At 49.8% G+C, this 20,755-nt stretch carries 22 protein-coding genes; 16 read left to right on the top strand and 6 right to left on the bottom strand.

Features of this window, described 5'->3' with window-relative positions; genetic code table 11:
* Positions 1-66: 66 nt before the first annotated feature.
* The 3 genes from J3349_RS10045 to J3349_RS10035 form a co-directional block, all read right to left on the bottom strand.
* Positions 67-522: a DUF3592 domain-containing protein gene (locus J3349_RS10045; RefSeq protein WP_015537049.1), complete on the bottom strand. Its 456-nt coding sequence runs from the start codon at positions 520-522 to the stop codon at positions 67-69.
* An 826-nt stretch (positions 523-1,348) separates the two neighbouring features.
* Positions 1,349-2,620: a GHKL domain-containing protein gene (locus tag J3349_RS10040; RefSeq protein ID WP_207677320.1), complete on the bottom strand. Its 1,272-nt coding sequence runs from the start codon at positions 2,618-2,620 to the stop codon at positions 1,349-1,351.
* Positions 2,617-3,315 carry a LytTR family DNA-binding domain-containing protein gene (locus J3349_RS10035; RefSeq protein WP_112148500.1) on the bottom strand — a complete coding sequence of 233 codons (699 nt, stop codon included), beginning with the start codon at positions 3,313-3,315 and terminating at the stop codon, positions 2,617-2,619. Before J3349_RS10035 ends, J3349_RS10040 begins: the two co-directional genes overlap by 4 nt.
* 179 nt (positions 3,316-3,494) lie before the next feature.
* Here J3349_RS10035 and J3349_RS10030 point away from each other — a divergent pair, with 179 nt between their 5' ends.
* The 8 genes from J3349_RS10030 (at position 3,495) to J3349_RS09995 (ending at position 8,577) form a co-directional block, all read left to right on the top strand.
* The gene (locus J3349_RS10030) at positions 3,495-4,082 is read left to right on the top strand and encodes an accessory gene regulator B family protein (protein WP_207677319.1); all 588 of its coding nucleotides are present in this window, start codon (positions 3,495-3,497) and stop codon (positions 4,080-4,082) included.
* 12 nt (positions 4,083-4,094) lie between these two features.
* Positions 4,095-4,265: a hypothetical protein gene (locus tag J3349_RS10025; RefSeq protein ID WP_005924488.1), complete on the top strand. Its 171-nt coding sequence runs from the start codon at positions 4,095-4,097 to the stop codon at positions 4,263-4,265.
* A gap of 18 nt (positions 4,266-4,283) precedes the next feature.
* The gene (locus J3349_RS10020; protein WP_097774012.1) at positions 4,284-4,814 is read left to right on the top strand and encodes a DUF5626 family protein; all 531 of its coding nucleotides are present in this window, start codon (positions 4,284-4,286) and stop codon (positions 4,812-4,814) included.
* A gap of 13 nt (positions 4,815-4,827) precedes the next feature.
* The gene (locus J3349_RS10015) at positions 4,828-4,974 is read left to right on the top strand and encodes a cyclic lactone autoinducer peptide (protein WP_081027705.1); all 147 of its coding nucleotides are present in this window, start codon (positions 4,828-4,830) and stop codon (positions 4,972-4,974) included.
* Between the two features lie 113 nt (positions 4,975-5,087).
* Positions 5,088-5,369: a hypothetical protein gene (locus tag J3349_RS10010; RefSeq protein WP_005943373.1), complete on the top strand. Its 282-nt coding sequence runs from the start codon at positions 5,088-5,090 to the stop codon at positions 5,367-5,369.
* 202 nt (positions 5,370-5,571) lie between these two features.
* The gene (locus tag J3349_RS10005; protein ID WP_207677318.1) at positions 5,572-6,138 is read left to right on the top strand and encodes a hypothetical protein; all 567 of its coding nucleotides are present in this window, start codon (positions 5,572-5,574) and stop codon (positions 6,136-6,138) included.
* A 12-nt stretch (positions 6,139-6,150) separates the two neighbouring features.
* Positions 6,151-6,888, top strand: a complete 738-nt coding sequence (locus tag J3349_RS14085) for a DUF3658 domain-containing protein (RefSeq protein WP_223387800.1) — start codon at positions 6,151-6,153, stop codon at positions 6,886-6,888.
* 198 nt (positions 6,889-7,086) lie between these two features.
* Positions 7,087-8,577, top strand: coding sequence for a recombinase family protein (locus J3349_RS09995; RefSeq protein ID WP_207677317.1), 1,491 nt, complete (start codon positions 7,087-7,089; stop codon positions 8,575-8,577).
* Between the two features lie 147 nt (positions 8,578-8,724).
* On the opposite strand, the gene J3349_RS09990 is transcribed toward J3349_RS09995, so the two are convergent.
* From J3349_RS09990 to J3349_RS09980, 3 genes are read right to left on the bottom strand one after another with little or no spacing between them, the layout of a single operon-like run.
* Positions 8,725-10,113, bottom strand: a complete 1,389-nt coding sequence (locus J3349_RS09990; RefSeq protein WP_207677316.1) for a site-specific integrase — start codon at positions 10,111-10,113, stop codon at positions 8,725-8,727.
* Between the two features lie 16 nt (positions 10,114-10,129).
* A complete protein-coding gene (locus tag J3349_RS09985; RefSeq protein ID WP_097783233.1) occupies positions 10,130-10,444 on the bottom strand; it encodes a helix-turn-helix domain-containing protein in 315 nt (104 codons plus the stop codon).
* A gap of 42 nt (positions 10,445-10,486) precedes the next feature.
* Positions 10,487-11,752: a plasmid recombination protein gene (locus tag J3349_RS09980; RefSeq protein ID WP_207677315.1), complete on the bottom strand. Its 1,266-nt coding sequence runs from the start codon at positions 11,750-11,752 to the stop codon at positions 10,487-10,489.
* Positions 11,753-12,559: 807 nt separating this feature from the next.
* Here J3349_RS09980 and J3349_RS09975 point away from each other — a divergent pair.
* From J3349_RS09975 to iolC, 8 genes are all read left to right on the top strand, one after another.
* On the top strand, positions 12,560-13,351 hold the full coding sequence (locus J3349_RS09975; protein ID WP_207677314.1) for a DeoR/GlpR family DNA-binding transcription regulator: 792 nt from the start codon (positions 12,560-12,562) through the stop codon (positions 13,349-13,351).
* A 603-nt stretch (positions 13,352-13,954) separates the two neighbouring features.
* Complete coding sequence (locus J3349_RS09970; RefSeq protein WP_207677313.1) at positions 13,955-15,187, top strand: four-carbon acid sugar kinase family protein; 1,233 nt, start codon at positions 13,955-13,957, stop codon at positions 15,185-15,187.
* Complete coding sequence (locus J3349_RS09965; protein ID WP_207677312.1) at positions 15,187-15,792, top strand: class II aldolase/adducin family protein; 606 nt, start codon at positions 15,187-15,189, stop codon at positions 15,790-15,792. Before J3349_RS09970 ends, J3349_RS09965 begins: the two co-directional genes overlap by 1 nt.
* 65 nt (positions 15,793-15,857) lie before the next feature.
* On the top strand, positions 15,858-16,931 hold the full coding sequence (dctP, locus tag J3349_RS09960; protein ID WP_207677326.1) for a TRAP transporter substrate-binding protein DctP: 1,074 nt from the start codon (positions 15,858-15,860) through the stop codon (positions 16,929-16,931).
* Between the two features lie 93 nt (positions 16,932-17,024).
* Positions 17,025-17,576 carry a TRAP transporter small permease gene (locus J3349_RS09955; protein WP_207677311.1) on the top strand — a complete coding sequence of 184 codons (552 nt, stop codon included), beginning with the start codon at positions 17,025-17,027 and terminating at the stop codon, positions 17,574-17,576.
* A gap of 16 nt (positions 17,577-17,592) precedes the next feature.
* Entirely contained in the window at positions 17,593-18,906 is a 1,314-nt protein-coding gene (locus tag J3349_RS09950) for a TRAP transporter large permease subunit (protein ID WP_207677310.1), read from the top strand.
* Between the two features lie 25 nt (positions 18,907-18,931).
* Positions 18,932-19,744 (top strand): 2-amino-3,7-dideoxy-D-threo-hept-6-ulosonate synthase, encoded by an 813-nt coding sequence (locus J3349_RS09945; RefSeq protein ID WP_207677309.1) that lies wholly within the window; start codon positions 18,932-18,934, stop codon positions 19,742-19,744.
* Positions 19,745-19,756: 12 nt separating this feature from the next.
* A complete protein-coding gene (gene iolC, locus J3349_RS09940; RefSeq protein WP_207677308.1) occupies positions 19,757-20,749 on the top strand; it encodes a 5-dehydro-2-deoxygluconokinase in 993 nt (330 codons plus the stop codon).
* The last annotated feature ends 6 nt before the right edge of the window (positions 20,750-20,755 follow it).

Genomic DNA, 20,755 nt, shown 5'->3' with positions numbered 1-20,755 from the left:
GTCGTGTGCCAAAGGAGATTACGCTCCTTTGAAATTTCCGTCATCATAGAGGAAAGAAACAACCTATTAACTTTCCCATGCAGCAACAATGCTTCTTTCTGGGTTTTGAGGGTCAATAGTCACCTTTATAGGTGTTCCCTTGCTCACGAGAGGTTTGAACCAAAACCAATGGGACTGTCCATAATAAGTGTCTTTTCCAATCTTGTATTGGTACCGAATCACCCAAGGATAAATTACATCTTCATCAGCAAGGTGATAGGTACTCATGTGGAATTTTATGTGAACCCTTTTTACTGCATTAACTTTTCCGGAAACAATCTTTCCGTTTTTCAGCAGGTCTGCTTTGCGGATGTCTGTAATCCATGCTACCCCGATAATTGCCATAGCAATAAGCCACGCAGCTATGAGTGCCCCGATTCCAACTTGCTTATAGGCGATAGAAATCAGAAAAGCAACAAAAATCCCAACAGCACCAAGAATATGGAGCAAATCTTTAGAAAAGAACTTATGGATTTTTTTCATGGAAAGACACTTCCTTTCTCGGTAGACAACATTATTTATTCTATTGTATCATATGCTCTGTGTTTTTTCAAACCAAGTCAAGTGATTGGTGAAACGACATGAAATAATTGCATCTCACGACAGGTCACCGAAGATAATTGGATTTTTGCAAAAAGAGGAGTAGTGTATCGTCGAAGGATGTGTTATACTCAGTCCATGGAACAATTATGAACTTTATTGTTACTCGGCAGGGTTTGGGGCAGGCACGCCCCAACAAGATCACTTCGGAAATGCAGGTGCATTGAAGAAGTGAAGTCCCGGTGGAGCACAAGATTTTCAAGAATTGAAAATTTGTGGCCACGGGACGGTTCTTGCTCTCCACCGCTGCGCTCAAAACGCATTTCCGAAAGTTGTTTCCGAATTGTTAAGACGCAGAAATAAGTAGAAAGTTCCACTGCTCGTGTATGTGAATCGCCGTTTGACCCGAACGAAGTTCCTGCCCTTGTTTTGCAGCGGCGTTGGCCGGAAAGCCGGTATCACGTTCGGACGGCTCATGAAATTTTCAAGGTACGGCTTCCCGGAAAAGAAAAATACCGCCCACGCAGTACAGGCGAAGGATTTTGTCGGGTGAAACAGACGGCAAAATGATCGGGTGTGTTGCGGGGCGGTAAATCTTCGCAGGAAATAAAACCGCACAGAATCGTTTCTTTACAGAAATCTCTGTGGATTTGTTGGGAATGATAACATAAGTACGAATGCGTGTCAACACTTCAGGATAATGAATACATCAGATGAACGAAACACACAAAGCACAAGCGAAAGCAAGGCTGCGTTTTAGAAGAATGTTTTAATTTTCGCAGTTCAGGCGGACTTGGACGGTAAACACACCGTCTTTCTTTTTCGTATAGAAGTCACCATGATTTTCCTGAACGATACGATTTATGTTCTTTAGTCCGTAACCGTGATACTCTCCGATGCGGATTCCGCGAGAAGTATCACTGTATGGGTTTTCCAGCCGATAGAAGAGGCTTCGATACTGTTTGCGCAGCTGTAAATGAATGGTTCGCTGCTCCGCTGGCAGACTGCAACAGGCTTCAATGGCATTGTCGAATGTATTTCCGATGATGATGCTCAAAGACAGTGATGAAATCGTCAAAACTTCAGGAATCGTCACATCCAGTTTGACCTTGATGTTATTCTTCTCTGCGATTCGCAGGTAATAATTCAAAAGAGCATCCACAACAGGGTTTCCGACAGCAGAAACATTTGTGGAACGCTCAAAAATATCCGTGGCAGCTTGTGCAATCTTGTGAAGTTCTTCGGTATCGCCGTGTTCTGCAACTGCCTGCATCGCCAGAATGTATTTCTTCACATCATGCCGTAGAGAACGGACTTCTTCCTGACGTTCTTTGAGCTGCTGGTAGTATTCCATTTGAAGATTGTACTGCTGCTCGTTGAACTTGACTTTGAATTTTTCTAGCTCATTTTCCCGGAGAGCTTCCACATAGAACACAATCAGGATGTTTATAAGGAGAAGCACCGCCATAAGACCGACCATATAATCCGGGAAATACTCATCCGCAGCATGATACTGTGCCACATAACAGACAGCAATACTTGCGATTTGAATCGCAATGATCGGCAGCAGCCATAGGATGCGCAGAGCATTTCCTTTTCGGCTAAAAAAATGTGAGATCAGGACTACGAGTGGAATTTGAATCAGGTTTGAAAAAACAACATAGACCAACCGTGCTGCCCCAGCCTGCATCAGAATGTCGGTATCCGGGATGCGCAGCCCAATCAAAAGCATTGCAAACACTTCCACCAAAGCAATCAGTGTGAAGAAAGCTCCGCTTGCAAAAACCGCCTGCCACGGTCGAACCTCATAGAACAGCAATGCAAGGAAAAATCCGCCAACTAAAAGATAGATCGTGCGCTGCGTTACCCAATCCGGGAATAAACTCAAAGCGCACTGCCCAGCGATCAAGAGTGCAACATATGACGCATAGAACCATCTTGAAACAGGTTCTTTTTTAGAAAACAGCCGACCGATAAAAAGCAGCAACAGGGCAATGTTGGCAAAGCTCCCTGCAAACTCAACGAAATAATATAGCATCATCTTCCCAAATAAGCGTTGAAGTTCTGATTGAACTCCTGACGCTTCCTCCTGCTGATCGGCAGCTGATGTCCGCTGGAAAGAAAAACAGCGGTTCCCGTAGCGTAAACAATGTGTTCCATGTTGACGAGATAACTTTTGTGTGGTGACACAAAGCACCGTTTTGGAAGCTGCTCCAAGGCTTCAGGAATGCTCATTCGCAATGTAAGGTCTTGCTCCTTGCAGTGAATCAGAACTTTATGTCCGTGGCTTTCCAGAAAGTAAATGTCCGATGTTTCCAAGGACATGGTAATACCATCGTATTCGATCGTAAAATGTTTGGAGTTCAGTTCCTGAAGGACGGCATCCATTGCCGCAGCGAACAGTGTCTGATCCAAAGGTTTGACAAGGTAGCGGAATGCAACGCCATATCCCTGCACAGCGTACTCATGCCGCTTCGTGACAAATACCACCAAAGGATGCTTCTCCATTTGGATCAAAGACTGCGCCAACTGAAAACCGTTGGATGGCATCTCGATATCGAGCAGCAGCAAATCGAAGGATTTTTTCTGCATTTGCAATTCGCTCAGAAGTTCATTCCCATCCATGTAAGTCTCAATGTCAAAGCAGCCTTGCACATCGTACTGCTGGACGCTTTGAACAATGCCATCAAGGTCTGACTTCTCATCATCGCAGACTGCAACGTGGTACTTCAGCATTTCGACAACCTCCACAAAATAATGTCCTGCTACTATTATAGACTGTGCAAAGGCTCCTTACAAGTAGCCTGACCTACCACTTTTGTCACCAGAACGACCAGTTTTGCCAAACCTCTTGATTTTGCTGAAATTTATGATACAGTGAAGCAAAAATCAGAAGATAAGGTGGCGCAACTGCAATGTGGGAACGCACGCTGTCTCAAAAATTAGTCCGTCTTTTCTGCGAGCAAAAAGTGATAGATGAAGCAAAGGCGGATGCGTATGTCTATGGGTACGAGTTGCTCATATCATCTGTTGTGAGCATTCTGCTTGTTATTCTCATCGCTGCTGTGTGTGGTGATGTGCGGTACGCACTTTCATTTTTGATCGGGTTTATCCCACAGCGAATCTACATTGGTGGATATCACGCAACGTCGCACACCAGATGCTATCTGGCGTTTACCGGACTGGCACTTATCTGCATTTTGCTAAGTAATGCAATCGCAGCAAATCACCTTTTTCGTATCCTGACAACAGCAGCTCTTTTGGTCATCTCCATCTTTCTCTCTCCTATCGAAGCAAAGAATAAGTCTTTAGGTGAAAAGAAGAAGTCAAGTTACAAGACAATCGCATCTATTCTTTCATCAATAGATTTCCTGCTTGCCATTTTTAATGTGCTTCCGTATACACGTCATGTAGTTTGCTACTATCTCTCCAAATGGGTATTGATTGTATTCTCAACAATTCCTTTGGTTCAACAAAAATTTAATGCCAACTTTTGTAGATAGGGAGGTGATAACATGAAAAAAAACAAATGGGTGCTGCTTCTTATCGCTTTTGTTGCATTTTTGGTATTGGTTTATTTTATTGGTGCTTGCCTTAATGCAACGGCAGAGGCATTGACAATTATTTCTCTCTGCATCGGCATACTGGTCATTTATTTAGTCGTAAAAGCAATCAAATCAAAATAAGGAAAGGAAAATGTGATCATGAGTACAAGAAAATTTATCAAAAAACTTACGGCGAGTCTGCTTTTTATTGCGGTTGTAATGTCGTTTGGCGTTCAGTCTGCCTTCGCTGAATCGAATTCACCGAAAGCTACCGTTAAGAACAACGTTGTTACTTTTAGCAATCTCGATCAACTGAAGGCAAACGAGAAGCTCACAATTGCGGTAGTTGACAGTAATGGTGATCCAGCAACTATTACTATCGAGTCAGTGGACAATTCAATTTCTCGTGTAGCGAAATCGTCGAATTCTTGGAAGGTTTCGTATAAGGGAGTGGTGATTCATGCATATTTTTATATGACAGTGACGAATAACAAAGTCACAAATGCATGGGACTATTCGATTACAACTTTGGGTTCCACATATAGTGATGCAAGTTTGACGTATAACTCCAGTTCGGCAAAACTCACCTTTACCAGTAACGCTTATAATGGTATTGCTTCTCATACTTGCTGGCTGAAGGGAACTCCTCGCGGAACAAACAATGAAGTCGATGTAACGTATTCTATGTAATGTGGAGGACAATATGAAACAGAATTCACAAAAACTGATTTTTTTCCTGAGTAAAATTACATGTGCTTTTGCAATGGCGATTGCAGTCTTAAGTGTGAATAGCACCTGCTGCTTTACAGCGTATCAGCCGGATGTCCCTGAATCGCTTGATCGCAACTAAACTCATATGATAGACATTACCCATTGCTATCATGATATTTTGTATTCGTATGATTCCGGTGGACACCTTATGGATACTACAAAATCGTACCATCAAGCTGTGGGAGGCTAAGAATGAAAAAAGGCAAAAGCAACTTTTTTCTTATTGCTCCTTTTGCTCTTTGGGGCTGCATTTCAGTATGGACTAGTAATCTTGTCCGATTGACAGATAAAAGCGCAGTACCTTATGCTTGGGCTTCTTTGTTTTTCTCATATGGAATCGTAGCAGTGCATTATATCCAAGTGGCAGTATCCTCCAAAGGCTGTAACAATGCCGAAAACGAAAAAATTGCATGGGTTCAGCTTGGGCTTTCAACTTTGTTCTTGATAGTAGCTGTTGTTCTAGCTATTCAATGAAGGAAAGCAACGTAATCACCCAAAGCAGTGTAAGGTCACAATATTTTCTATTCCAACAGTATTCTAGTAGTTTCAGCATTTGTATGGTTCACATTTATTTGCCGAGGAGTATACACCTGAAGGGGAAAATTTAATGAAGGTGATTCCAATGGAGCTTTAGTGTATTGAGTGAAGAAAAAAATAAATTAGGAGGCAGTATACTATGACTAACAAAATCAAACGGCTGATTTCCATTCTATTGGTCACGGTTTTATTTCTCCTGACCATTCAGCCAGCATTTGCAACTGGAAATAAGAGAAAGATCGATGATTATTCGATAGAAGAACTTCTCAATCTTTCTGTGCAAGAACAAGAGAATCTCGGATTTTATGTTTTGGCCGAGGTTCCAATGCGCATTCCTGTTTCTAATACAGACGGCTCAAGAGTTGTATCGTATATTGATGGAACATGGAGAGTTCTTTATACAGAGGCCAATGGATTGGGCTTTTATATGAGTGGAACTACCGTCGGTATTGGCCCGGATTTAATAAAAAATGTTTCAGGAACGGATTACTACACGAGCTATTCCGATAACATCGAACGAAGCTGCCCATTTTCAACGACAGCACTAGTTCCAGAACAAAGTATATATAATACAACCTATACATATGACTTCTATGATGTTGGAACTTATCTTGATTGCAGCGTTGGGTGTTATTTTGGAGTGGTTGGCTCAAGCAAACCAATCTATTGGAGTGCAACTACACAAGTTACCATCCCGAAATTATGATTTTGACCAGCTATGGATGAAATTGTTTTTGAACCCAGTGATGTCAATATGTTAGCAGCTTTAGGCATCGTCGAAAGTGTAAAGTTGTTTCCGTTTATGTTATCAATGGGAGAACTTCAATATGCTTGCGATTCAGAATATCGTTGCAAACAATTCGTGAATTGCCTTTCAGAATATTATCCTGACAGCCAAATTGAAGCTAGACAACTGTGGTCGAAATATCATGGTACAGCGAATGCGGTTCAATGTGATATGATAAATCATAAGCCACTGCGTGTTTGGGTCAGGAGTTCTGCCGATTGTTGGTGCGGCATTTATTATATTTGTTACTATGCAGCAAAGTATGGTACAAATAGAATTTTGCTTGCATCCAGAGAAGGTCTGAAAGAATTTATGGAAGGGAAAACCGATAAGATCTCACAAAAGTATTTGACGGAAGAAACTATTACTGAGTATGCCAAAAGATGGGGAAAGCTATTAAACGAAAACACCTCCATGCGTATTTGGCATGCGAACGATGTTAAAAGCGTTAACATAGATTATTTCGACCAGAGAATTATTAGTTTAGTATCGAGAATTCCTATTTCGGTTGGTGAACTTACCGCAGACGTATTAAAAGCGATTTCTGCTCCGGTAAGTGACTGGTATGTCATGAAACGCATAGAAGCACTTTTGAAAAAGGGTGTTCTTCAAGTCGTTATTCCAAACAAAATCTTTTATAATACCATCGTCCAGCTAAACGAAGAATAAAGGAATCCGAGCAAGTCGGCCCAACAGTCACCTCATTTCAACGAGAGGGGTGGCTGTTGGGTCAATTGTTCAAAAAGAAAAACTGAAGATAATAAAAAGTCTTGATTTCTCCATCAAAACATGGTATATACATTATACGAAACAGTGCTTTGAAAGAACGCTCCACCGTTCAATGACGTGTAAAGAGAGGTGCTTGCCATGACCGCTGTGATCTACGCCCGCTATTCCAGTGATAACCAGCGCGAAGAATCCATCGAAGGCCAGATTCGTGAATGCACGGCCTATGCCGAAAAGAATGACATCACTATCGTCAAGCACTACATTGACCGCGCCATCTCTGCCAAGACGGATAATCGCCCTCAATTCCAACAGATGATAAAGGACAGCGACAAGAAGCTGTTTGATATTGTTCTGGTCTGGAAACTTGACCGCTTTGCCCGGAATCGCTACGACAGTGCCCGGTATAAGACCCAGCTGAAGAAGAACGGTGTCAAGCTCATGTCGGCTACGGAGATCATCTCCGAGGGGCCAGAGGGTATCATTCTGGAATCGGTTCTGGAGGGCTATGCAGAATACTACTCTGCCGACCTTGCCGAAAAGGTTGTCCGTGGACAGACAGAGAACATCCTGAAAGGCCGCTGCAACGGTGGTCGTGGAACGTTTGGATATACGCTGGATTCCGAGCGGAAATTTCACATCGACCCGCTTGCCTCCCCTTTCGTGCTGGAATCGTTCACGAAGTATCGGGATGGCCTCACGATGAAAGAGATTCGGGACTGGCTGAATGAAAACGGCATCAAGAACCCGGTCGGAGGCGAATTTACTTACAACAGCGTGGAGCACATGCTCAAAAACCGGCGTTATATCGGAGAACTGAAATTCCGGGATGTGGTCGTGCCGGATGCGATTCCGCCCATCGTGCCGCTGGAACTGTTCGATGATGTGCAGGAAAAGATTGCCAAAAACAAGAAAGCCCCTGCCCGAAGAAAGGCAGAGGACGATTACCTGCTGACAACCAAGCTGCACTGTGGTTGCTGCGGTGCGCTGATGTTTGGCGAAAGCGGCACAAGCCGGACGGGAGAAGTCCACCGCTACTATAAATGTGCCACGGCCAGAAAGAAGAAGGGCTGCAAGAAGAAAACTGTCCGCAAACAGTGGCTGGAAGATCTGGTGGTGAACCAGACCATGCAGCTTGTCCGGGACGATGCCGCCATGGAATCCATTATCGCCAAGGTCATGGAGCTGCAAGACCGAGAGAACACCAACCTTCCTCTCTATGAGAAACAGCTCCGGGATGCAGAATCGGGTATCCAGAATATGCTCAACGCAATTCAAGCCGGAATCCTCACCAGTTCCACCAAGGAACGGTTGGAACAGCTCGAAGAAACCAAGCGTGAGCTTGAAGCCCGCATTGCGGAAGAAAAGCTGGCAAAGCCAAAAATCAAAGAGGAATTTATCCGTTTCTGGCTGATGCGCTTCCGTAAACTGGACATGAGCCTGAAAGACCAGAGGCAAGCGTTGGTGGATACGTTCATCAATTCGATTTATCTGTACGATGATAAGGTTTTGATAACCTTTAACTATAAAGAAGGTACACAGACCATCACGTTTGAGGAAGCGGCCCAAGCCGCATCAAAGGAAAATGGTTCGGATTTGGATTGCTTTACTGCACCAATAAAAGAGCGTTGAATCGTAGGATTTGGCGCTCTTTTTCGTTATGTAACCCCGAAAATTCGGGGCTTGCACGGTCAATGCACGGTTTTTGCACGGTCGGCGTTTTCGTGGGAATCCTCTGCATGGGCTGGAATTGCCTTGAAATGCGTGGTAAATTTTGCATCAGGTCAGAAGAGCCAGACGGAGCTGCGCCTTTACTTCGGGGTCTGCGTTCTTCAGAAGTTCCAGCAGAGCAGTCATAGAGATGGTCGGTTCGCCTGCGGCGGGTACAGCCTGTGGGCTGGGGCTTTCGGACTTAGCATAGAACCCTTCCTCGAACTTCTTCCCCAGTTCAACACGAGAGGACTGCTGGATATGGGCGTAGGTGTTCACCAGCATATCTGCCGTAGCGTGTCCAGTGGTTCCCTGAACGGCCTTCACATCGCCGCCGGAGATCATCAGCTGATAAGTCGCACTGGAATGCCGCAGACCGTGGAACACAATACGAGGGAACTCCGGGTGTGCATCCTGCCATTTGAGGAACTTCTTGCGAATCAACACAGGCTCTACCGCCAGACCGTTGGGCAAACGGAACAGCATTCCACTGTCATGGTAACGTGTTGGGTCTTTCCTCTCGTCTGCCGCCAGCTGCTTCAGCCACTTCTTCAATTCCTCTTTCAGAGCAGAGGTCATGAAGATGGTGCGGCAGGAAGACGCCGTTTTGGTACTCTTCAAAATGAGGGAAGTGGTGCTGCGCTCCAGCTTGTCCGGGAATATCTTGATGATGCAACCATCGTCCACTTGATTTAGGGCTTCTTTCCGCACCCGCTGCATGGACTTGTTGATACGGACGGTTCCGATGCCATCTGCTGCGTCAAAATCGAGATCTTCCGGGGTCAGACCTACGATCTCGCCCTCTCGCAGTGCGCCCACCAGTGTGAGGTGGACTGCCAGATGCAGGATGGGGTCCTCCATGCTGTCCAGAGCCGCCCTCATTTCCTCTACCGTCCAGATGGTGCGCTCCTGCGTAGACTTCTTGGGGCTGTCCACGGGAACAGGGCTTTTGACAAGGATGCCCCACTCTACGGCATACTGGAAGGCAGTGCCCAGCAGCCGGTGCACCTCATGGATCGTTGTGCCGGAAAGGAAACGCTGCTTCTGCTTTTCGGTCAGTTCCTGCTTCTTGCCCTCGATATACGAACCACAGGGCGTTTTGCTCAGGGTCGTGTAGAGGTTCTCCATGTGGTAGGGCTTGAGCTTCTGCATCTCCATGCTACCGATATAGGGGATAATGAGATTCTGAATGGTGGAAAGGTTGGATTCGTAGGTTTTGGGTGCCCACTTGTGCTTGCTGCACTGTTTCGGCAGCCAGTCCAGCAGGAACTCTGCCACCGTTACCGAGGACGGAATCAGGAAAGTGCCAGCGGCCAGTTCATGCTCGATTTGCTTTTTTCGGTTCGTTGCCTCCTCTTTTGTGGGAAAGCTCTCCCATTTGTCGCAGCTCTTGCCGTGCTCATCTTCGTAGGTGTAGCGGACGCTGTAAGAGTTGCCGCGCTTCGTAATATATGCCATACTGTTTGCCTCCTTATCAAGCTGCCCGGTAGAGCCACGCATCGAAGCTGTCCTTCGGCACACGGATGCTTCCGCCTACTCGCAGGACACGGAATTCGGTAGTGCTGTTGCACAGATTGTAAGCAGAGCGCAGGCTGATGGCCAGCATTCGTGCGATCTCTTCCACCGTGTACACCAGTTTCGTGGTTGCCGGGCTGTCAGTCGGAGACTTGACGGCATTGGTTTGAGTGACCACTTCCATTGTAGTGGGATTCGAGTCCTTTTGCAAGAACTTTTTCGTATAATCGGAAGATTGCACAGGGACGGTCATAGAATTACGGTCAAAATCCATAAGCATTGCTCCTTATATTGTCATATCATCTAAAAATTCAGCTTAAAGTTCTACATCTTGCCCACGCTTACGGTTTTGCTGCGGCACATTCATGGTGTGCTCCTGCTTGGGGGCAAGAATCTTTTCCAGAAAGCCACGCACCAGTTCGGGCGCACGGTGGAGAGCATCCAGATAGGGTTTCACGTCGTACCACAGGTCGTGGTACTTGTTGCTCCAACGAACGGCCTCTTTCTTGGCGGTGGAAAGTTCTTCTTTCAGGCGGCGGTTCTCCACATCCATCATATAGCCGTGGTCGGCTTGCTTTTTCAGCTTGGAAAATTCTTCTTCGGTCAGCGAGTAGTTGCCGAGGAAGGTGCGCTTGCCGATATAATCCAGATCACGCGCATGAATGAGGGCTTCTTTCGTGAGCGTGGTCTTTTTCTGAATGGAGGCAAGTTCTTTCTCCTTTTTGGAGAGGGTCTGACTGGTTTTAGCAAGCGATTGTGCTTGCTGGTCGGCTTGGGCGGTCAGGCTGTCCAGCCGCTCCTGCTCCCGCTGGACTTTGAACTGGGTGACGGTCAGGTGTTCTTCGGTGCTGCCACGCTCGCCGCGCTCCACATCGGTATACCCAGCATTGTGCATATAGTTGAAGAAATCGTCTTGCAGGATGCTGTACGACTTCTTCAGGACTGGTTTGCCGTTCTTTTGCAGGACGGGCTCTCCAGCATCGTCCAGCAGGGGCTTGGATGCCCACTTCTTGCTCCGGCTGACCTGCATGACGGTCTCCTTGACTGTGCCGACCAGTGCCTTGTCCTTGCAACGTTTCGACCAGAGGATCTGCTTTTCCACCACAGGTATATAGACCACATGGAGGTGGTAGTGGTAAACTTCGCGGCCTAGTGCTTCGGTCATGGCACGGTTGATCTCATCGGCGTGCATGACTGCCGAGAGGATATACTGCTCACCACCCACGATTTGAACGGCTGCTTTGTAGGCATCCTCATAGAACTGCTTGGCGAACTCGTAGCCACCGTGATTGTCAAAATAGGCCGAGTTAACATCAAAGACAAGCTCGCAATAATGGGTGGCATCCGGCTTCAGGCCGCGCGTGGAAATCGTACCAGCGGTTTCCAGTTGGGCGAACAGGTCAGTATAGCTGGCGGTTGGCTTTTTGAAGTGGACGTTCCATGCAGCGCGCTGGGGGATAATATCGGGGTTCCGATAGCTGTCCTTTTCACGCTCATTGTGCTGCTGGGTGTTGCCAACGGCCTTGTCCGAAACGGCGAGATTTCGGACACTGGTGCGGTCAATACCATCGTTTCTTGCCAAAGGGCATCCCTCCTTTCGGGGTTCAGAGGAAGGTGACGGGGACGGAGATGCACTTCTTCGGAAGTGTAATAACCCACTATGACACTTTCATCCCTGTGGGCTGCAAAGTGTAGTGGGCTCTTCGAGGACTCTCCGAGGGGGAACGTCTCCTGCGGGAGAGCTACGATCAAGTTCGCACAATGCGAACTTGATCGCTCCGTACGCATCTGAAAAAATTGCGTACGGACTTCAAATAACCTGTACGGTTCGTACGACGTACAGAAATCAGAAATATAAACGATAATTCGTCTTAATTTGCTTCAATTCGCCGTACAGGTGCGTACAAGTACAGACCGTACAGGTTGTACGAACTTCTTCCGTAAAAAATGCACTTTTTACGGGCAGGGGTGGACAAGCGGCTCGATGCCTACAAAACCCCGCACCCTGCGGCCACCGGGCAGGTAGATGTTATGTACTGCACCAGAGTACCCAGCGTGGGAACTCTGGTGTTTTTTGCTTCCTGCCTGAATATACGGAGAATTTTGCGGAAAGGGCAAAAAAGCAGCAGAACTGCAACGGAAAAAGAAAAAAGCCCTTGCTGGTTGCAGAGTTGCTACAGCTCTTTTTAATAAAGAAAAATTTATCACTGCCAGACGAAACACGCGGTCGAGAAACAAAAGCCCCGAAAACTGGATAGTTTTGATAGAAAACACAGGAAAAACCTGTGGAAAAGGTTGAATTGAAGGAAAACGAACAGCTTATTGTTGCATTGAACAGTCAAAAAGTGCATAATAAAGGCAGACAACGACCTGTGAGGAGGCTTTGGCGTTGAAAACAGAAAGCGGCAAGGAAAAGCGGATGGTCCAGGAACTGGACCTTTTGAAAAAACATCAGAAAATATCAGTAAAAGAACTGGCAGCAGCGCTTGGGGTATCTGAGATGACCGTGCGGCGCGATTTGGAACTGCTGCGCAAGAACCATGTGCTGGAGCGTAGCTATGGTTATGCCACGCTGGTAGAAGGAGGAAACGGCTATTCCTACGAAGGCGAAAACTACGATCTGCGCCGGGCACGGCTGGAAAATTTTGCGGAGAAAGACCGCATCGCCAAATATGCAGCTTCTCTCATCCGCCCGGACGACTGGGTGTTCCTCGACAACGGCACCACCGTTTCACGGATGACGTTCTACCTGCCCACAGATTTTGAGTATACGGTGCTCTGCTACAACTTCCTCATCCTGGCTGAATTGCTCAAACACTCGAATATCAAGGTCATTTTTCCCGGCGGCTACTACCACCCCGAGGATTATAACTTTACTTCCCCGGAGGCTGTGGAGTTCATCCGCCGCCACCGGGCCAACAAGGCCTTTCTCTCGGTGTCGGGGGTCCACCAGAGTTTGGGCATCACCTGCATCAACGCCAACATCGTGGAGAACAAAAAGGCTATGATTGAATCCTCAGCCCAGAACATCATTCTGGCGGATTCCAGCAAGTTCGGGCTGGTAAAGGCCAACCACTTTGCGGACATCCCGGATATGGATCTGGTCATCACCGATACCAACCTTCCTACCGGGTGGAAAAAGATCCTGGCAAATGCACAGACGCAGCTCAAAATGGTCTGATAAAATGAAGATGAGGGGGCTGTTGCAAAATGCAGCACTCTATATTTTAACGGTAATACGCGATAATTTAAACTGTAATCTTACATAAAGAAAAGCAAGTGCAACACTTTTTCTCGAAAACCAGAATTTTTTGATGGAGATGTGATGCACTTGCTTTTTGTATTGTTCACTTTTTCGCTTATTTTTGAAATTGTTATAGCTATTTGTGTTGCGCTATTTTGCAACAGCCCCTTTTTGTGTTCATTTGAACATGACTTGAGGGAGCGGGATATAACTTTTTGTGCTTGATAGGCGGGTGAAAGCCGTCTGGACGAACCGAAAAATTCAAAAGAACCTTGTTTGAATAAACAAAATATGACGTAGAAAAGATTTTTTGCGACGATGCTGGATACTTGAGCCAAGGAGAAAAGAATACAATGCAAAAATGTTCAAAAGAACAAAAATAGCATGATTTTAATGGCGCAAATGAACAAAATATGCCCGGAAATGTGTGCAATGTCATGAAATGAAACAAAAACTATTGACGAATCCGGGAGAGAATGTTATTCTCTGCTCAGAGAACGAACAAACAGTATGTTTGAATAAACAGAGAGGAGCAGAGCTGTGAGACTGACAGAGATAACAGACGACCTGACGGGCGCTGCTGATTCCGGCAGTTACTTCACCGCACGAGGCCGGAAGGTGCGTATCTGTACGAATGGACGGTGCAGTCTGGAACATGAGACCGACGAGATCCTGACCGTGAACCTCTCTTCCCGCAACACCGCGCAGGACAAGGCACGGCAGCTCCACGCAGACCTTCTGAGACGGCTCGAGCCGGGCGGCTTCTATATGAAGAAGATTGGCACGGGCTTCCGGGGCAATGACTCCTACGAGCTGGACGGTCTGCTGGACGGCTGGCCGGACTACAATGTGTTCATTGTGGACAACGCTCCCGACCTCGGTACCTTTACCCTTTATGGCAACCAGTACTGTGAGGGCGAGATCCTCCCCAAGTCGGTTTATGCCAACGACCCCATCTTCCCACCGACGGAATCCTACATCCCCAAAATTCTGGGAAAGGACACCGACAAGAAGATCGGTCTGGTGGACATCGACGCAGTAAAGGGCAGCGAGGAAACGCTGCTGGCCGCTGTGGAACATCAGCTGGCCGAGGGAACACGCATTCTGGTGTTCGACGCCATCACCCGGGCAGATGTCCTTCATCTGCTCAAGACGCTGGCGCCCCGATACCCCAAGGTGTTCTGGACCGGCTCTCTGGGCATCGCGGATGGTCTGGCCGAATATCTCTACGGCCCGGCGCAGACTCACACCTTCCCTGTGCGGGACATCCGAAGCCTTTGCTTCTGTGCTTCGGCCTACGACATCGCTCATAAGCAGATCACTTATTCTGCGGAGCGTGGGCTGCAGACCGTGCCGCTGGACATCGACGCCTACATCGAGGGCGGCAAAGAGGTGCCGCAGCTGGCCGCAAAGCAAGCAGAGCAGCTGCTGGGGCAGGGGAGCGTCATCCTCTTCCCGCAGGTGGAAAAATATTCCTACAAGCCCGGCACCAGCAAAGCTATCATGGAGTGCTTTGCACAGGCTGCGGCAGCGTTTGACCACGATGCCGCATTCGACCGGCTGGTCATCATCGGAGGCGAGACTTCGCAGGGCGTGCTCCGGCAGTTCGGTGTTGAGCATCTGCAGCTCGGCTGCGCACTGGAACCCGGCGTGGCACAGGGCCTGATGCTGGACGGCTGCTTCGCAGGCCGGGAGTTCGCTCTCAAGGGCGGCAGCATGGGCCGTGAGGATACGCTGGAAAAGATGCTCTGCCGGAAGGAGGTCGTTTACTGATGGAATATAAATCGATCGTCTGGCCGAAACCGGCCGATGACATCATCCGCTACTCGGCACTGGTCTACCAGAAGGGTTTGGTAAGTGCAGCGGGAGGAAATGTCAGTGCTCGGCTGGGAGGTGATATGCTCATCACCGGCAGCAACGTGCCGCTGCGGGCAGTCACCTACGAAGGTCTTGTGCTCTGCGATGCTGAGGGGCATGTCAAGCGAGCAGCGCAGGGGCTGAAGCCCTCTAAGGAGACGCGGTTCCATCTGGATGTCTACCGCCTCCGCCCTGAGATCAACTATATCATCCACGCCCACCCCACCTATTCGGTGCTCTGGACGCTGCAGAAAAAGCCGCTGCCCCTCTACACCGAGTCGGCAAAGCTCAAGCTCGGCGAGGTGCCCATCGTGCCCGACCGGGCACCCGGTTCCACAGAGCTGGCCGATGTCGTGGCAGAAACGGCGGCCAACGCATCGGCGGACACAAGGGCTTTCCTGATGGAAGGCCACGGCATCCTCGTTATGGGCAAGACCATGGAAGAGTGCTTCGATCAGGCAGAGCTGTTGGAAGATACAGCCAAGATCGCGTTCCTGCAGCAGTTGGCCTGCCTCCGCTGAGGCTTTGATAATTACGAACTGTAAACACAGGATATAAAAACAAAAAGAAAAAGGAGAATAATCTTATGAGCACCAAGAAAATTTCCCGCCGTGATTTCCTGAAGGTAGCCGGAATCTCCGCTGCTGCCATTGGCCTGACCGCCTGCGGCGGCTCTTCCAGCACCGCAGCTTCCACCACCGGCAGTGCAGGCTCTGCTGCTGCATCGGCTGAGAGCGCTACTTTCTCGGTCACTGCAGACGTCACCGGTGACCGCGCCCCCTATGTGGAACGCTTTGCTGAACTCATCTCCGACAAGACCGGCGGCCGCTATCAGGCTAACGTCATCGCCGCAGGCTCTCTGGGCAACGGCTCCGACATGGCACAGATGCTGCAGATGGGTACGCTGGATGTGCTGATGAGCGACGATATGACCATAGACGGCGTGCTGGACGGCGCACTGGGCTTCGCATGGCTGCCCGGTCTGGTGGCTGACTACGACGAGGCGGATAAATACTACCTCAAGGGCTGGATCGCCGACGAAGTGGCCAAGATCATGGAGCAGAACAGCCTCATCCGCATCTCTTCTTACTGCAACGGCTTCCGTCAGGTGGGCAATATCGTCCGCCCCGTCACCGAGATGTCTGACTTGGCCGGCCTGAAGATCCGCACCCCGTCCGTCGCCTCTGTTGTCTCTTTCTATGAGAAGTGCGGCGCACTGCCCGTCATGATCGCCGGTTCTGAGGTGCTGAATGCCCTGCAGACCGGTACCGTCGATGGTCTGGACAACGCGGTCTTCAATTACACCAACCAGGGCATTCTGGATGTCATCACCCACATCACCGAACTCAACTACTGCTACTCCGGCGGCTGCTTCATCGCAGGCGCTCCCTTCTGGGAAAAGCTGAGCGACGAGGACAAGGCCGCCTTCAAGGAGGCTGCACAGGAGGCTTCTGACGAGTTCACCGAGTTCTTCCGTGAGAAGACCGAGAAGGTCACCAACGACGGCGTGGCCAGCGGCCAGTGGACCGTGGATCAGCCCTCCGATGATATGAAGGCTAAGCTGCAGGAGATCTACCAGCAGATCTGGGAAGAGAGTCGCGGCTCCTACAGCGACGAGATCATGGACGCCATCACCAGCGGTGATTACAAGAACAAGTAAGGCTATGTGGCGCTCCATATTTTGATGTAAAGTGATTCTGCCGCCTTGCGGGGAGTGCCCGGGGGCGGCAGTTTATGAAAGGAGGCAAATGCTGTGAACAGCAATAACAAAACGCTGCAGGGCTTGAAGAAAGTCAACGACAGACTGTTGGGCATCGAGATCTTCCTGCTGGCTCTTATCACAATTCTGCTGGTCGCGGCCATCTTCATCGAGGTGGTTTGCCGGTATTTCCTGTTTATCTCTGCCGCGTGGGCAGAAGAGTTCACCCGCTATCTCTTCATCTGGTTGACCTACATCGGCTCAGCCTACGCCATCTGCGACAACAGCCACACCGAGATCGATGTGCTCAAGCAGGTGCTTATGAAGATCAAGGGCCCGGCCCGCGAAAAGTGGCTCAAGGCGCTGGAAGTCGCAGCCATCGTTTCCACTTTTGCATTCCTGGTCGTCTTTGCCAAGCTCTTCTTCGACTATATGATGAAGATTTTCGGTACCACCCAGACTTCGCCCACCATGCGCATCCCCATGGGCTGGGTCTACCTGCCGGTGTTTGTAGGCATCGTGCTGGCAGCCCTGCACGAGGTGTACATGCTTGCAGCCTGCCTGCTGGGCGGCGATAAGAAGTCTGCCGCCGAGGCGGACAACTGAGAAAGAGGGTGAAATTATGACAGCGCTTCAAGCTTTGCTTATCTTCCTGATCTCCTTCATGGTGGTGGCCGTCCTGTTCAAAATGCCGGTCTCCTTTGCACTGGGCACATCCTCTCTACTGGTGCTGGCTTTTGGCGGCTACAATCTGGTCACTGTGCCCCAGTTCGCGTTCTCCGGTCTGGACAGCTTTGCTCTGCTGGCCATCCCGTTCTACATCTTCGCCGGTGTCATCATGGAATACAGCGGCATCTCCAAGATGCTGATCGACTGGATCAAATCTTTTGTGGGTCGTATCCGCGGCGCCACCGGCGTCATCACCATCTGCGCCTGCATGGCCTTCGGCGTTCTGACTGGCTCGGCCATGGCTACCATCTCCGCCATCGGCAAGATGATGGTGCCCGAGCTGGAAAAAGAGGGCTATCCCAAGGCTTATAACTCCGCTTTGCTGGCGGCTACCTGCTTTCTGGGCATTCTCATTCCCCCGAGTGTCCCCGGCATCATGTACGCTCTGGCCTCCGGCGGTAAGATCTCTGAAATCTGGATGTCTACCATCGGCCCTGCCTTCATTTTTGCAGTGGGCTACTTCGTCATTAACTACTTCCGCATCGGCCGTCATCAGGTCAAGCCGGAAAAGGTCAATATGGCGTTCAGTGAAAAAGCCCGTCAGATCGGCAAATCCACCTTCTACGCTATCCCGGCCCTGCTGATGCCCATCATCATCTATGGCGCTATCTACGGCGGCTTCTGCACCGTTACGGAGGCAGGCGCTGTGAGCTGCGTCTACGGTATCCTCTATTTCGCCGTTCTGAAAATCATCAACAAAAAGAAGATCCAGATCACCTTCTGGCGCTGCTGCGCCATCGCCGGTGCGTCCACTGCCGTTATCGGTCTGCTGAACGCCTTCTCCGCTGTGGCCGGCAAGGTCATGACGCTGGCCGGTATCTCCTCCTTCCTGTCCAACCTGATCACGGCCAATATCTCCAGCCGCTGGGGCTTCCTGCTGATGATCAACATCCTGTTCATCTTCATGGGCACATTCATGGACATTAACGCCACCATCCTCATCATGACCCCGCTGTTGCTGCCCGTGGCGCAGACTTACGGCATCAGCACCATCCACTTCGGTGCCATCATGCTGGTCAATATGTGCGTTGGCTTCCTGACTCCTCCCTTTGCTGTCGGTATCTTCGTTTCCACCAAGATCGCCCACTCCACATTTGGAGAAACGGTCAAGGAAGCTATCCCCTTTATGGGCGTGGGCCTGATCGCCATCCTGATCACCACCCTCTGCCCGCAGTATATCAACTTCTTTGTGAACCTGCTTGCGTAAACAGCAGCAACGAGGTAACAGTATTATGATCGGAAAAGAAATTCGTCTCAAGCGCCTGATGCCCACCGAGGACGGTAAGTACTTCGGCCTGACCGTAGATCATGCCATGGGCCGTGGTGTGATGAAAGGTCTGGATACCATCGATGATACCATTGCCAAGATGGTGGCCGGCGGTCCGAATGCCATCACCATGCATAAGGGCATTGCAGAACACTGCTTTGCTCCCTACGCAGGCAAGACCTGCCTTGTGCTCAAGTTGACCACCTTTGGCGTCTACCATTACGAGAGTGATGTGCAGGTGGCCAGTGTGGAAGAAGCCATTGCCATGGGCGCCGATGCCGTGTCGGTGGGCTGCATCCTAGGCGGTGACAATCAGGAGCAGCAGATTGCCATGCTGGGCCGCATCAGCGAGGAAGCTCACCGCAACGGGATGCCCCTCATCAGCCATATCTATCCCCGCGGCAACCATATCACCGGGGACGACCAGCGTAGCGTGGAGAACGTGATGTACGCTGCCCGCACTGCTGCAGAGCTGGGGGTGGATCTGGTAAAGACCACCTACACCGGCGACCCCGAGAGCTTTGCCCGGGTGGTGCAGGCTGCCCCCACCCGGGTGGCCATTGCCGGAGGCAACGGCTGCAAAACCGCACAGGATTTCATTCAGATGACCCGTGATGTCATGGATGCCGGTGCTGCAGGCGTGACTTACGGACGCTTCGTGTTCCAATACCCCCATGTGACCCCGCTGGTCAAGACTCTGGGACAGGTGGTACACAATGGTCTGTCCGTGAAGGAAGCCATGGAGCTGCTGGACACGCTGGAGCATGAGGATGCATAAGGGAGGACCGCTATGCTGAAATTTGATCTTCAGAAGCCCAATGATGTGGTAGCCTTTGGCCGCGCCACCATCGATCTCTATGCCAATGAGATCGGCCCCATGGAGGAAGCAAAGACCTTCTCCAAATATGTGGGCGGCTCTCCCGCCAACACCGCTGTCGCCATGGCCCGTCTGGGCCTGAAAGTTGGCTACATCGGAAAGGTGTCCGATGACCAGTTCGGACGCTTCATCGTCAGATATCTGGATGACCAGGGGGTAGATACCTCCCACATCGAGACAGCCGCCCCCGGCATCCGTTCCGGTGTGACCATGGGTGAGATCAAAGAGGGCTCGTGCAACTGTTTCATGTACCGCACCGACTGCGCCGACCTTCACATCGACTGTGCTCAGCTGGACGAGAGCTATATCGCCAGCCACAAGCTGCTGCTCATCTCGGGCACATCTCTCTCCCATTCTCCGGCGCGGGAGGCTGTGTTCCTCGCCATCGCCATGGCAAAGCGGAACGGTGTGGTTGTTGCCTTTGACCTCGACTACCGTGACGGAACCTGGGACAATGACGACGAGACCAGTATCTATTTTACCCTCACTGCCCAGCAGGCTGATATGGTGCTGGGAACTCGGGAAGAGTTTGATAAGATGGAAGAACTTTTCCACCCGGGCAATCATGATGACGACCGGAGTGCTCACTGGTTGCTGGAGAAGGGCGTAAGCCTTGTCTCCATCAAGCAGGGCAAAAAAGGCTCTCATCTCTATACCGCCGAGGGCCGCACCATGGGCGGTATCTATCCAACAAAGGTGCTCAAGAGTTTTGGTGCGGGAGACTCCTACTCCGGCTCTTTCAACAATGCGTTGATACGTGGGAAGAGTCTGGAAGAAGCACTGAAGTATGCTGCAGCAGCTGCTTCAATCACCATTACCGGCCATAGTTGCTCCGATGCCATGCCCACCTTGGATCAGGTAGAAGAGTATATGCAGACCCACGAGTATCAGATGCCGGAGGCTTGAGAACCA

It is taken from the genome of Faecalibacterium sp. Marseille-P9590, assembly GCF_017377665.1.
GTDB lineage: Bacteria > Bacillota > Clostridia > Oscillospirales > Ruminococcaceae > Faecalibacterium.
The sequence above is the reverse complement of the archived record's forward strand: the minus strand, read 5'-3'. Positions and strand labels throughout refer to the sequence as shown.